Annotated in this window: 15 protein-coding genes; 5 read left to right on the forward strand and 10 right to left on the reverse strand. The window is 56.8% G+C overall.

Annotation, left to right across the window (positions count from 1 at the left end; translation table 11 throughout):
• Window positions 1-3 precede the first annotated feature (3 nt).
• From lon to GS612_RS07730, 4 genes are all read right to left on the reverse strand, one after another.
• On the reverse strand, window positions 4-2,412 hold the full coding sequence (lon, locus tag GS612_RS07715; RefSeq protein ID WP_171639569.1) for an endopeptidase La: 2,409 nt from the start codon (window positions 2,410-2,412) through the stop codon (window positions 4-6).
• A gap of 223 nt (window positions 2,413-2,635) precedes the next feature.
• The gene (locus GS612_RS07720; protein WP_171639570.1) at window positions 2,636-3,043 is read right to left on the reverse strand and encodes a DUF6636 domain-containing protein; all 408 of its coding nucleotides are present in this window, start codon (window positions 3,041-3,043) and stop codon (window positions 2,636-2,638) included.
• A gap of 91 nt (window positions 3,044-3,134) precedes the next feature.
• On the reverse strand, window positions 3,135-4,265 hold the full coding sequence (gene tgt, locus GS612_RS07725; protein WP_171639571.1) for a tRNA guanosine(34) transglycosylase Tgt: 1,131 nt from the start codon (window positions 4,263-4,265) through the stop codon (window positions 3,135-3,137).
• Window positions 4,266-4,328: 63 nt separating this feature from the next.
• Window positions 4,329-5,240, reverse strand: a complete 912-nt coding sequence (locus tag GS612_RS07730) for a nucleoside hydrolase (RefSeq protein WP_171639572.1) — start codon at window positions 5,238-5,240, stop codon at window positions 4,329-4,331.
• Window positions 5,241-5,415: 175 nt separating this feature from the next.
• On the opposite strand from GS612_RS07730, the gene GS612_RS07735 reads away from it, so the two are divergent.
• The 3 genes from GS612_RS07735 (at window position 5,416) to GS612_RS07745 (ending at window position 7,041) form a co-directional block, all read left to right on the forward strand.
• Window positions 5,416-6,306 carry an SPFH domain-containing protein gene (locus tag GS612_RS07735; RefSeq protein WP_171168338.1) on the forward strand — a complete coding sequence of 297 codons (891 nt, stop codon included), beginning with the start codon at window positions 5,416-5,418 and terminating at the stop codon, window positions 6,304-6,306.
• Window positions 6,306-6,584 carry an NfeD family protein gene (locus GS612_RS07740; RefSeq protein WP_171639573.1) on the forward strand — a complete coding sequence of 93 codons (279 nt, stop codon included), beginning with the start codon at window positions 6,306-6,308 and terminating at the stop codon, window positions 6,582-6,584. Before GS612_RS07735 ends, GS612_RS07740 begins: the two co-directional genes overlap by 1 nt.
• Window positions 6,585-6,678: 94 nt before the next feature.
• Window positions 6,679-7,041 (forward strand): SUF system Fe-S cluster assembly protein, encoded by a 363-nt coding sequence (locus GS612_RS07745; RefSeq protein ID WP_152457849.1) that lies wholly within the window; start codon window positions 6,679-6,681, stop codon window positions 7,039-7,041.
• 221 nt (window positions 7,042-7,262) lie between these two features.
• Here the strand turns inward: GS612_RS07745 and GS612_RS07750 are convergent, their stop codons facing one another.
• Window positions 7,263-7,532, reverse strand: coding sequence for a hypothetical protein (locus GS612_RS07750; protein WP_171639574.1), 270 nt, complete (start codon window positions 7,530-7,532; stop codon window positions 7,263-7,265).
• Between the two features lie 289 nt (window positions 7,533-7,821).
• Between GS612_RS07750 and GS612_RS07755 the strand changes: the two genes are divergently transcribed.
• Window positions 7,822-8,187: an iron-sulfur cluster assembly accessory protein gene (locus GS612_RS07755; protein WP_152457847.1), complete on the forward strand. Its 366-nt coding sequence runs from the start codon at window positions 7,822-7,824 to the stop codon at window positions 8,185-8,187.
• Window positions 8,188-8,335: 148 nt separating this feature from the next.
• Window positions 8,336-9,085: a triose-phosphate isomerase gene (gene tpiA, locus GS612_RS07760; RefSeq protein WP_171639575.1), complete on the forward strand. Its 750-nt coding sequence runs from the start codon at window positions 8,336-8,338 to the stop codon at window positions 9,083-9,085.
• 41 nt (window positions 9,086-9,126) lie between these two features.
• Here the strand turns inward: tpiA and GS612_RS07765 are convergent, their stop codons facing one another.
• From GS612_RS07765 to GS612_RS07785, 5 genes are all read right to left on the reverse strand, one after another.
• Window positions 9,127-9,483 (reverse strand): nucleoside deaminase, encoded by a 357-nt coding sequence (locus GS612_RS07765; protein ID WP_253286108.1) that lies wholly within the window; start codon window positions 9,481-9,483, stop codon window positions 9,127-9,129.
• A gap of 92 nt (window positions 9,484-9,575) precedes the next feature.
• Window positions 9,576-9,887: a multidrug efflux SMR transporter gene (locus tag GS612_RS07770; protein ID WP_171639576.1), complete on the reverse strand. Its 312-nt coding sequence runs from the start codon at window positions 9,885-9,887 to the stop codon at window positions 9,576-9,578.
• 154 nt (window positions 9,888-10,041) lie between these two features.
• Window positions 10,042-11,418, reverse strand: a complete 1,377-nt coding sequence (locus GS612_RS07775; RefSeq protein ID WP_171228667.1) for a TRAP transporter large permease — start codon at window positions 11,416-11,418, stop codon at window positions 10,042-10,044.
• Entirely contained in the window at window positions 11,418-12,095 is a 678-nt protein-coding gene (locus GS612_RS07780) for a TRAP transporter small permease (RefSeq protein WP_152457843.1), read from the reverse strand. The genes GS612_RS07775 and GS612_RS07780 overlap by 1 nt, the downstream gene beginning before the upstream one ends.
• 113 nt (window positions 12,096-12,208) lie before the next feature.
• On the reverse strand, window positions 12,209-13,210 hold the full coding sequence (locus GS612_RS07785; RefSeq protein WP_171228666.1) for a DctP family TRAP transporter solute-binding subunit: 1,002 nt from the start codon (window positions 13,208-13,210) through the stop codon (window positions 12,209-12,211).
• Window positions 13,211-13,389: the final 179 nt, after the last annotated feature.

The following is a 13,389-nucleotide window of genomic DNA, read 5'->3' on the forward strand; positions in this document are numbered from 1 at the left end:
TACTTAGTGTGCCGTGGCCGATGGCCCCGTCGCCCCTGACGAGGCTGCTGCGGCAGCGGCGGCCTCCTCGGCGGCTTCGTCCCATTCAACCGGCTCCGGTGTACGAACCAGAGAATGCTCAAGAACCTCCGAGACGTGCTTGACCGGGATGATCTTCAAGCCTTCCTTCACATTGTCCGGAATATCCGCCAGGTCCTTTTCGTTTTCTTCCGGAATCAGGACCGTCTTGATACCACCGCGCAACGCAGCCAGCAGTTTCTCTTTCAAGCCGCCAATTGGCATCGCGTTCCCGCGCAACGAAACCTCGCCCGTCATGGCGATGTCCTTACGAACAGGAATACCTGTCAGAACCGAGACAATCGAAGTCACCATCGCCAGACCAGCCGACGGACCATCCTTGGGCGTTGCGCCATCCGGCACGTGCACATGGATGTCGATCTTGTCGAACTGAGGCGGCTTCACTCCGATCTTGGGAGAAATCGACCGCACATATGACGACGCCGCATCGATGGATTCTTTCATCACATCGCCCAGCTTGCCTGTCGTCTTCATCCGACCTTTGCCGGGAAGCTTCAGCGCCTCGATATGCAGCAGATCGCCCCCGACCGAGGTCCAGGCCAAACCGGTCACGACACCGACCTGATCGTCCTGCTCGGCCAGACCGTAGCGGAACTTTGGTACGCCCAGGAACTCATCCAGGTTTTCTGGCGTGACCGTAACGGTTTCCGCCTCTTTCTTGATGATCTTGGTCAGCGCTTTCCGTGCCACCTTGGCGATTTCGCGCTCGAGGTTCCGCACACCGGCCTCCCGGGTATAGGTGCGGATTATCTTTTGCAGCGCCTCATCGGTCAGCTCAAATTCCTTGGTTTTCAGACCATGGTTTTTGACCTGCTTGGCGATCAGGTGCTGCTTGGCGATCTCGCGCTTTTCATCCTCGGTATAGCCGGCCAGTGGGATGATCTCCATCCGGTCCAGCAACGGCCCGGGCATGTTATAGCTGTTGGACGTGGTCAGGAACATCACGTTGGACAGGTCATATTCGACCTCAAGATAGTGATCCATGAACGTATTGTTCTGTTCCGGGTCCAGCACTTCCAGCATGGCCGAGGCCGGGTCGCCACGGAAGTCCTGCCCCATCTTGTCGATTTCATCCAACAGGATCAGCGGATTCGTGGTTTTCGCCTTTTTCAGCGCCTGGATGATCTTACCGGGCATCGACCCGATATAGGTCCGACGGTGGCCGCGGATCTCGGATTCGTCGCGTACACCACCCAGCGAGATGCGAATGAATTCACGCCCCGTGGCTTTGGCGACGGACTTACCCAACGATGTCTTACCCACGCCCGGAGGGCCAACAAGGCACAAGATCGGGCCTTTCAGCTTTTTCGAACGCTGCTGAACGGCGAGATATTCGACGATCCGCTCCTTGACCTTTTCAAGGCCATAGTGATCGGCGTCCAGTATATCCTGCGCACGACCCAGATCCTTTTTGACGCGGGATTTGGTGCCCCACGGCAAAGACAGAATCCAGTCCAGATAATTGCGCACCACGGTTGCTTCGGCTGACATGGGCGACATGTTCTTGAGCTTCTTCAGCTCGCCTTCCGCCTTCTCGCGCGCTTCCTTCGACAGCTTGGTCTCGGCGATCTTGGCTTCCAGTTCGGCGATCTCGTTCGCGCCGTCCTCGCCATCGCCAAGCTCTTTCTGAATGGCCTTCATCTGCTCATTCAGATAATACTCGCGCTGGGTCTTCTCCATCTGGGATTTGACGCGGGTCTTGATCTTTTTCTCGACTTGCAGAACCGACATTTCGCCCTGCATCAGGCCATAGACTTTTTCAAGCCGCTCGCTGACGCTGAGTGTTTCCAGCAGGTCCTGCTTTTGTTCGACCTCGATGCCCAGATGGCCCGACACAAGGTCGGCCAGCTTTGCCGGCTCGGTGGTTTCACCCACGGCCGTCAGCGCTTCTTCGGGGATGTTCTTGCGCACCTTGGCATAGCGCTCGAACTCGTCCGCGACGGTGCGCAACAGGGCTTCGGTCGTGGTGACGTCACCCGGGATTTCTGTCAGATATTCCGCCCGCGCCTCGAAAAACTCTTCGTTTTCAAGAAACTCGGTGATCTGCACGCGCGCCTGCCCTTCGACGAGCACTTTGACGGTGCCGTCGGGCAGTTTCAGCAGCTGCAACACATTGGCCAGAACACCGGACTGGTAAATACCGTTCTCATCCGGGTCGTCGACGCTGGGGTCAATCTGGCTGGACAGCAGAATTTGTTTGTCATCCTGCATCACCTCTTCCAGCGCGCGGACCGATTTGTCTCGGCCCACGAAAAGCGGCACGATCATATGTGGGAACACCACGATATCGCGCAGCGGCAGGACGGGGTATGAGGAATTCAGAGGCTCTTGCATGCTCTATCCTTATCGTTGGCAAGATGGCGCTTGTCCCTCATCGAGGCAACATCCGGCCATCTCCTGTCTTGGACGATAAAGGTGGGGCCTCATCGCCCTTTTTCAACCTTATCGCCATGTATCGTTTCGCAGCATGAACCGAGGTTTTCGGGACTGCAAGATGTCCCGGGAACATATCCACCGAAATTAGTGTAGCATGCATATGCAATGCGCAATTTCGGGGTCAGAACACCTGCTGCACCGCCCGGGACAGAAAAAACCCGTGGCCATCCAGGTTGCGACATTCCAGACCTTTCGTGGAGGAGGTGCAGGTAAATCCTCCGAACCGACCGGTGACACCGTATTCCGCACGGTCAAATCCGTCCCGGCTCCGGTTCAGTGGCTGGCACAGCAATTCCACTGGGCCGGTATCGAACATCAGGAAATCATGCCCCCAGTCAGTTTGACAATTCGCGGGGCGCGGCATCGCAGGCGGGCCGTATTTTTCAATAATCGTGCACTGGATGTCCGATGAATCCGCGCTTTCTCCCACTGAACACTGAATGTTTTCGGATGGGGTTTCAAAAGTCCAGACGTCAGCAACGGCAGGGGATGCGCAAAAAATGACTGCGCCGAGGAAAAAGCGGAACATCAAAAATTCTCCGGGTCACAAACAAAACAACTTTGAACAAAGTGGTTTCAGAATACCGGAAAACCCCGCATTTGTCATCTGGACGGACAGGTTACAAGGGCTCGATATCGCCCTGCGCGCGTTGCGCGTTGAACGCGGCCTGCCACGCTTCGAATGAGCCTTCAGCGATCGCGTCCCGCATTCCCTGCATGATTTCCTGAAAGTAATGCAGGTTGTGCCAGGTCAGCAACATGCCCGAGATCATTTCGTTGGCGCGGAACACATGGTGCAGGTAGGCACGTGAATAGTTCGAACAGGCCGGGCAAGAACAGTTTTCATCCAGCGGGCGTGGATCATCCGCATGACGCGCGTTCTTGATGTTCACCACGCCGTAGCGCGTGAACACCTGACCGGTACGGCCCGAGCGCGAGGGCAGAACGCAATCCATCATGTCGATCCCGCGCGCCACTGCTCCGACTATGTCATCCGGCTTGCCAACGCCCATCAGGTAACGCGGCTTGTCCATGGGCAGGAAATCAGGCGCATAATCGAGACAGTCGAACATGGCCTCCTGCCCCTCGCCCACTGCCAGACCGCCAACGGCGTAGCCTTCGAAACCAATCTTCTTCAACGCCTCGGCGCTTTCTTCCCGCAGATCCCGCTCCAGACCGCCCTGCATGATTCCGAACAGAGCATGCCCCGGACGATCCCCGAATGCGTCACGGGACCTCTCGGCCCAACGCATCGACAAACGCATGGACTCGGCGATCCGGTCGCGATTTGCAGGCAATGCAGGGCATTCGTCAAAGCACATCACGATGTCGGAACCCAGAAGGCGCTGAATTTCCATTGATCTTTCTGGCGTCAGCTCGTGCTTCGATCCATCAATATGGGATTTGAAGGTCACACCCTTTTCGGTCAGCTTCCGCAAACCGGCCAGCGACATGACCTGAAACCCCCCCGAGTCCGTCAGGATCGGTCGGTCCCAGTTCATGAACTTGTGCAACCCGCCCAGGCGATCAATCCGCTCGGCCGTGGGGCGCAGCATCAGGTGATAGGTGTTGCCTAGCAGGATGTCGGCCCCGGTGGCCCGGACGCTTTCCGGCATCATCGCCTTGACCGTCGCGGCGGTACCAACCGGCATGAAGGCAGGTGTCCGCACCTCGCCCCGCGGAGTGCTGATAACACCGGTGCGCGCCTTGCCGTCTGTGGCCTTGAGCTTGAAAGAGAATTGCTGGGTCATGTCATCGCCTCGGATCGCCGAACCGGGCAGGATTTGCCCGATCCGATCGGTCTTTGCAACCCGTCAGGGCAAGGATGCAACGCGGTCAGTAAACAGACGCACGACACCCGCCCCATCCACATCACGACAAACATGAACTGCGGGACGATCCCGGTCAGGTTGCGTCGCACCTATCCGGTCGCCTTCCTTCACAACACGCAGCCCGGTTTCGACCATGTCGAACATGGCCCCATGCGAACAGGCGATCACGGCGGTAGAATCATGCAGGCCGCACCCTTCCAATCCGCCGATTTCTTTATAAAAATTCAGATAAAATCCAGAGATATCACGCAGAAAAGATCCCATGCCGGGCGATTTTTGCGCCAGCGCCTCGAAATCCGCGGTCTCGTAAAGTGTTTTCAGGGTGACGTCCAATCCAACCAGCACGGTCTCGGGCGGTGCGGAAAAGACCGCATCTGCGGCAACCGCATCGTGATAGATGTTGGCTTCTGCATGGTCGGTAACGTTGCCCTTGCAGTAGACGGCACCGCCCATGATCACCAACCGGCCGAGATTGCCGGCAAATTCCGGGTCCAATCGCATGGCGTTGGCAATGTTGGTCAGCGGTCCGACCGCACATACCACCAACTCGTTTTTGTGCATCCGGGCCATCTCGGCCAGAAACTCTGCGGCGGGAAGATCATGGTTCCGTCCGATCTCGGGAATCTCGGTCAGATCGCCAAACCCTTCGGGACCATGGACATGGTCCGATGGGACGTGCATGTCAGCCCCCAGAGGGAAAGGCGCGCCTTCCGCCACCGGAAGGTCCAGGCCCAGCTTGTCCAGCAGGAAACGGGCATTGCGGCTGGACTGATGAACGTGCGTATTGCCGAAAACCGTGGTCAGGCCGATCAGGTCAAATTCAGGCGCGGCGGCGGCATAGGCAATCGCCATGGCATCGTCGATGCCGGGGTCTGTATCGATTATCAATTTCATCCCCGCCCGATACCGCAAACAAGCCGGGATGCAAAGCAGTCACAGCAGTTCCGCTCAATGCTGAATTCCCGTATTGAGGCGTTTGCATCTGCCGGTTTTCCCTCCATACCAGAGTTGAAATCGAGCGACTCGATCCCCATATGTATACCATAGTACACAATAAAAAGAGGACAGAATGACCGAAGATCAGATCATCGGACTGCTTTCATCAAACATCATTTACCTGCTGGCCGCCGTGCTGGTGGTCATCGTTATTTTCAAGGGCATCAAGATCGTTCCGCAATCCGAAAAATACGTGGTTGAACGGTTTGGAAGACTGCATTCGGTGCTGGGCCCCGGCATCAATTTCATCGTTCCGTTACTGGACGTTGCCCGCCACAAGATCTCGATCCTTGAACGCCAGTTGCCGAACGCGACACAGGACGCGATCACCAAGGACAACGTGCTGGTGCAAATCGACACCTCTGTCTTCTACCGCATTCTCGAACCGGAAAAGACGGTCTATCGTATCCGCGACGTTGATGGAGCGATTGCCACCACGGTTGCCGGTATCGTTCGTGCCGAGATCGGCAAGATGGATCTGGACGAAGTGCAGTCGAACCGTGCACAGTTGATCACACGCATTCAGGAAAGCGTTGAAACCGCAGTGGATGATTGGGGAATCGAAGTGACCCGGGCCGAGATACTGGATGTGAATCTGGATCAGGCCACCCGCGATGCCATGCTGCAACAGCTGAACGCAGAACGCGCCCGCCGTGCGCAGGTGACCGAAGCCGAAGGCCAAAAACGCGCCGTCGAACTGCACGCCGATGCCGAGCTGTACGCAGCGGAGCAAACCGCCAAGGCGCGACGCATTCAGGCCGAGGCTGAGGCATACGCGACAGGCGTCGTCGCCAAGGCCATTCAGGACAATGGCATCGAGGCTGCGCAGTATCAGGTTGCACTGAAACAGGTTGAAGCCCTTAATGCTTTGGGCAACGGTTCCGGCAAGCAGACCATAGTCGTGCCTGCCAATGCGCTCGAAGCCTTTGGTGACGCGTTCAAAATGCTCAAAGGAGGTAGATGATGGCTGATCCCTTTTGGCTGACCTGGTGGATCTGGCTGGCCGCCGCTCTGGCTCTGGGGATCCTGGAAATCGTTCTGCCCGGTTTCATCTTTTTGGGCTTTGCGATCGGGGCCGCGATCACCGGCCTTATCCTCGTCATCCCCGGCCTGACACTGTCATTGCATGTGCTCGCGCTGATCTTCGCAGTTCTTTCGTTGATCGCATGGCTTATCCTGCGCAAGCTTTTTGCCTTGCCGCATGGTCAGGTCAAAACCTTCACGCATGACATCAATGACTAAGACACTGTGACGCTCACCCGAGCGTCACGCCCCTACTGGACGCTGTTGCAGGTATTCCCTATATAATCACTCAGGCAACTGACCCGAGGCAAAGATGACCCACCCGAGCGAACAGTTTGAAGGCACCCCGTTGATTGCGCCGTCAACGATTGAACACCCGCTGTACGAGGCAGTCGTCGAAGCGTGCCGCACGGTTTACGACCCGGAGATTCCGGTCAACATCTATGACCTGGGCCTGATTTATACGATCGACATTTCTCCGGACAACGCCGTGAAGGTAATCATGACCCTGACGGCACCCGGATGTCCGGTCGCGGGCGACATGCCCGGCTGGATTGTCGAGGCCATAGAGCCTGTTGCGGGCGTCAAGGAAGTCGATGTCGAACTGACCTGGGAACCGCCTTGGGGCATGGAGATGATGTCAGATGAGGCGCGCCTGGAATTGGGCTTTATGTAGCCATCAGGCACTTGCCCCCAGCCGACTGTCACGAAACTTTGGTGTTTTTGTCATCCTATCGTGCAGTCCCTGTCACACTCCTGACGGATAACACCCGAAGGTGGCATTCGCGTATGCGGTGCCTTCGGCTGGGTATGCCATGACCGCCCCCCGCTTCCCAGCTCAAGAATAGGGGCCGTTCTTGCCCGAGAACGGTCCTTTTTTTGTTCCGACAACGACGATCAATTCAGATTGCAGGTTTCCTTGATCTCTGCCGCTCTGGCGTCCAATTGCTTGACGTAGTCACCTGACAGCATTTGCAGTCTTTTTTGCTCGGTTCCCGTGACCAGCCCCAACAGAGCCCCGGCAGGTGTTATGGCAGCAATGCTTTCCAGTTGTTTGTCTTCCGCATGTTTCTTTTCCGATGCAATTGCGCGCAGATCCCCTTCCGCCGTTGCACAATTCACCGGGTGCCGTTCGGTTCCCGTGGCCGCCCAAGCTTCGTCGGACATCGCACACACGCTTACGAAAAAAAGTGCGGGCGCAAGTAAAGATACTTTAACTTTCGACTCTAAATTATTCATATTTATACCACTTCATGTCATGCCATCTATTCGGGCAGGGTTCCAAAACTTCATAAGACCGATGCTAACCCCGCCTCACGTATCAAAGCAAGTTTGCGGAGCGGCGACGCAGAAACACTAAGCTTTCCAGCGAATTCAATTTCTTTACACGACATTGCCTTGAGCAAACGAGCCTTGGCCCCTAGATTGGGTGTAACGCGCGACAACGGAGACTTACATGTTCGGCATCCCCGGCAAACAGGCTGTGACCATGACGCCCAAAGCCGCAGAGCAGATTACCCGCCTGATGGACTCGGGCGGTCACGCTGGTTTGCGCATCGGCGTCAAAAAAGGCGGCTGTGCAGGCATGGAATACACCATGGAATACGTCGATCAGGCAGATCCCCATGACGAAGTCGTCGAACAGGATGGCGCGCGCATCATGATTGCGCCAATGGCCCAGATGTTTCTGTTTGGAACCGAAATCGATTACGAAGTGTCGTTGTTGGAATCCGGATTCAAATTCAAGAACCCGAACGTCGTCGACGCCTGCGGCTGCGGTGAGTCGATCAAATTTGACGAAAGCATCGGCCAACAAGGCTAAGCCCGCCTCATCACTTTTCATTTGAACGTCCCATGCGGACCGATCTTCGATGTTTCCGTCCGGGATCAGCATGCGAGCAGAATTGTAAGATGATGCCGACAATGCTATCCGCATGCTAAAATCATCGGATGATCAGGGAGATACCGAAATGCGGCAGAAGCTGGCGGCTGGAAACTGGAAAATGAATGGGACCGGCGCTGAGCTGACCGAGTTGAAGGCGCTGTCTCAGATCCACCCGGCGGCATCGGTGGAAATCCTGATTTGCCCACCGGCAACACTGCTCAGCCGCGCATCAATTGCCGTTCAGGGCACTGCCATCTCTGTCGGTGGTCAGGACTGTCATGCCGCAAAATCAGGCGCGCATACCGGAGATATCAGTGCGGATATGCTGGTGGATGCCGGTGCAACGTCGGTCATCCTGGGCCATTCCGAGCGCCGCGTGGACCACGGTGAACATGACGAAGATGTGCGGGCCAAGGCGCGCGCAGCAATGGATGCAGGTCTGAAGGCGATCATTTGCGTCGGCGAAAGCCTTGAGCAGCGCGAAGCGGCCAATACGCTCGACATCATCGGCGGCCAGATGTCCGGGTCGATCCCGGATCAGTCAACCGGCGAGAACCTGATCGTCGCATATGAACCGATCTGGGCAATTGGCACCGGCAAAGTTCCCACCCTGGAAGAAATCGGGGAAGTTCACGACTTCATGCGCGCCCGGCTGGAGCGCCGCTTTGGCGAAGGCGTGGGCCGTTCCGTCCGCCTGCTTTATGGCGGTTCGGTGAAACCCGGAAATGCGGCGGACATATTTTCAGTTTCCAACGTCGATGGCGCACTTGTGGGCGGGGCCAGCTTGAAAGCGTCTGATTTCTCGGGAATCATTCAAGCGCTGGAAGGCGCCTAATTCCAGACTTCATCCCGCAGTTTCTTCGGCCCAAGGATCGGTTATTCAATAGATCGTCGCTTCAACGCGTTGCAGTCAGGGTTGTTCACTACAACAGGCCCGTCCCCTTTGATCGTACAAAAATCCTGCCTTGCGCACGAAACTCCGTGAGTTGACGAAGATACGCGGGATTCCGAACTGAGCGATGGGAAGCGAACAAAATTAAACTGGGTAATGGCGCGATACGTTTTCTGACGCCCCGCCTTGCGCAGGGCATCCAGCTCTTCCAGCACGGTCGGGTTGCCGCCCTGTACAGGATGATTGCGACCTTGTGAGACAACTCCGCCATCCCGCGCCAGAACCGATCCGATGCGACATCCGCCGTCGTCAAATCCGGCCTCCGCCTTTTCAGGAGCCACGCAAAATGCGTCTGTCAGAGCCGGTCAAAATTCCGAGCCGCGTGTGTGTGCTACAAACTGCCGAAGTACTTTGGCTTGGCCAGTCAAGGGCTTCAGGAAAGCTTCATCACCACAAGGCCTGTCACGATCAGAACCGCAGCTGCGATCCGCGCAGGTGTCAGGGCTTCGCCAAGAAACAGAATACCGACACTGAACGCCCCCACCGCACCGATCCCAGTCCAGATCGTGTATGCGGTCCCCAACGGTAAGTCGCGCATTGCAAGCGCCAGCAGACCAAATGAGCCCAACATCGAAACGCTCATCACGGCCGTCGGCCACAATCGGGAAAAACCGGCCGACTGCTTCATGGCAACCGCCCAGACAATTTCCAAAAGGCCAGCAAACAGAAGAAAGATCCAGGGCATAAGACAACCTCGTATCCGTACGGGTCGTCCCGAATGATGTCCCAGAAAGCAGAGGTCGTCCTCTGTGCCTCAGATAAGAACCCATCGCGCGGTTTCAAGACACGAAAAAGCCGGGCAGTTGACACCACCCGGCTTTGTTCAGTTTTCAGGCAGTCTAGTTGGTTATTATTTCCGGCCCCATGAAGGTGTTGGGCAGGAAGGTCGATATCCACGGAATATACGTCACCATGATCAGGAAGACGAACAGCACCGCAAGGAAGGGCAGCGCCGCCTTCACAACGCTCATCATCGGCATACCCGCAACACCCGAAGTCACGAACAGGTTCAGACCGACCGGAGGCGTGATCATCCCGATCTCCATGTTGACCACCATGATGATACCCAGATGGATCGGGTCGATGCCCAGCTCGATAGCGATCGGGAACACCAGGGGCGCCACGATGACCAGCAGGCCAGACGGTTCCATGAACTGACCGCCGATCAGCAGGATCACGTTTACCACGATCAGGAAAGCCACCGGGCCAAGGCCCGCCGACAGCATCGCTTCGGCGATATGCTGCGGCACCTGTTCGTCGGTCAGAACATGCTTGAGGATCAGCGCGTTGGCGATCACGAACAGCAGCGTGACCGTCAGCTTGCCAGCCTCGAACAGCGTATGCTTGGTGTCCGGGTGAAAGAAAGCCGTGATCAGCGCATGGGGTTTTTTCAGCAGCGGCAGGTTCTGGGTGCCTTCTTCCGTGCTCAGCGGGCCCATGTCCTTGTACACAAAGCTGGCAATGAAGAACGCGTAGACTGCGGCGACTGCGGCGGCTTCGGTCGGCGTGAAGATGCCACCATAGATACCACCCAGAATGATGACGATCAGGAAAAGACCCCAACCGGCCTCACGGGCCGAGGTAAAGATCTCTCCCCAGCCTTTCCATTCGCCCTTGGGCAGGTTCTTGACCTTGGCCATGACATAGATGGTGATCATCAGCATCAAACCGGCCATCAGACCGGGAATAACACCTGCAAGGAACATGCGCCCAACCGAGACTTCAACAGCGGCGGCATATACGACCATGACGATGGACGGAGGGATCAGAATACCCAGTGTCCCCGCGTTGCAGATCACACCGGCGGCAAATTCCTTGGAATAGCCCACCTGACGCATCCCCGCGATGACGATCGAGCCGATGGCGACCACGGTCGCCGGAGACGACCCGGACAGGGCGGCGAACAGCATACAGGCAAAGACGCCCGCAATTGCCAGCCCGCCGGGCAAATGCCCGACACAGGCGATCGAGAACCGGATGATCCGTCGTGCGACACCACCTGTTGTCATGAAGGAAGACGCCAGGATGAAGAACGGGATCGCCAGCAGGGTAAAATGCCCCTCAAAAGCCTCGAACAGAGTGCCCGCGACAGAAGCGAGTGAACTGTCCGAGTAGATCAGCAGAAACAAGGTCGAGCTGAGGCCAAGCGCAACCGCAATCGGCACACCGATCAGCAGCAGGCCGACGACCATCGAGAAAAGAAGTACGACGTCCATTAGTTGTGCTCTCCTTGCTGAGCGCGGACTTCTTCGATCTCGTCCTCGACTTCGTGGCTGGCGACAAGGCGATCCGTTTCGCCACGCCAGATCTGAACGGCAACCTGGGCGAACCGGATCACCAGCAGCAGCATCGATACCGGCAGCACCAGATAAGGCACCACTTTGGGAAGCTTTTCGTACCCTTCGCCATAGTTGATCAGGTCTTCCAGAAACCGCAGCGGAGCGACCATCGGGATATCGTCTACCTCATAGAAACTCTGGCTGCGGGCGTCGAAGTTGAACCCGGTCGGGAACCAGCGTCCGGATGTCGGCGGCAGATCCGCGAAAACCGCCCAATAGTCATAGGCGCCTTTCAGCAACAGTAGCGAAAACACCAGACAGCACCCGACGGCGATGAGCGCCAGAATGCGACGCGGCGCCGGGGCCAGCATGTTCAGGATCGCATCAACACCCAGATGAGAGTGTTTCTTGACCGCGTAAGAGGCACCAAGCAGCACCAGCCAGCCAAAAGTGAACACCGTCAGTTCAAGCGCCCACAGGATATTGGAATTGAAAACAAACCGCGCGATCACGTTGGCAAATGTAACGACCGTCATCAGGCCCAACAGACACGCGATCAGGGTTTCTTCGATATGGTCGACCAGCCCGCCTTGGCCGGAATTCGCACCAGACATCTTTCTGTCCCCGCATTTTTTGTGATGAGAGAGTGTTGGGCGGGCTTGTTCAGCCCGCCCGGCCAGCGCGTCGAATACTCCCCAGTCCCCGGACGCGCGGCCTTTAGCCAGATTCAGAAGCCGGCGTTGATGGCCTGAGCCGCGTCGATCTTGTCCTGACCCACGTCACCTGCGAACTGGTCCCAAACGGGCTTCATCGCATCAACCCAGGCCTGACGCTGTTCCGGGGTCAACTCGCGGATGACACCACCTGCTTCAACGATCGAGGCTTTGGCTGCTTCGTTCACGGCAAAGGCTTCTTTGTTCCGTGTTTCCGTGACTTCAGCCAGAATGGTCAGGAACTGGTCACGCACGTCCGGATCCAGGCTGTCTAGCCAATCCACAGAGGTCACGACCAGATAGTCGATGATGCCGTGGTTGGTCTCGGTGATGCCGTCCTGCACTTCGAAGAACTTCTTGCCATAGATGTTCGACCAGGTGTTTTCCTGACCATCCACAACCCCCTGTTGCAGCGCGCCGTAAACTTCCGAGAACGCCATTTTTTGCGGGCTGCCACCAATGGCCTCCATCTGTGCCACCAGAACGTCCGAAGACTGCACGCGGAATTTCAGACCGTTTGCATCCGACGGATCGACCAGCGGCTTGTTGGCCGACATCTGCTTCATGCCGTTGTGCCAGAAGGCCAGCCCCTGAAGGCCACGGCGCTGCATGCTGTCCTTCATCGCCTGCCCATCGGCCGAAGCTTGGAATGCATCCACAGCATCGATGTTCTTGAACATGAAAGGCAGGTCAAACAGGCGGAACTGCTTGGTGAACTTCTCGAACTTTGACAGCGACGGTGCGGCCAGCTGAACGTCGCCCTGCAACATCGCTTCCAGCACCTTGTCGTCGTTGTACAGGGTCGAGTTCGGATAGACCTCCATGCACATCACGCCGTTCATCTCGTCATTGACGCGCTGTTCCAGCAGCGATGCGGCAATGCCCTTGGGGTGTTTGTCAGTGTTGGTCACATGCGCGAACTTGACGACGATTTCACCATCGTCACAGGCTGCCATCCCTGCGGTGGCTGTGACTGTCAGCGCCAGAGCGGTTGCTGCCGTTGTCAGGAATTTCATCTGTCTTTTCCTCCCAGACTTCCTTGAAACTGTCCTTCGACACCAATTCGGTATCAGATGCAGCGAAGTGAAACGAATCGGCACGATCCACTCAACGATTTGTTTTTTGCTCCTCGAGTTTCTATTTAGTGATTTTATTTCCTAAGGTTATGAACCGTTCTGCAATGGATACTTGACGC

This window comes from Ruegeria sp. HKCCD6157 (assembly GCF_013110685.1).
Taxonomy (GTDB): Bacteria; Pseudomonadota; Alphaproteobacteria; order Rhodobacterales; family Rhodobacteraceae; genus Ruegeria.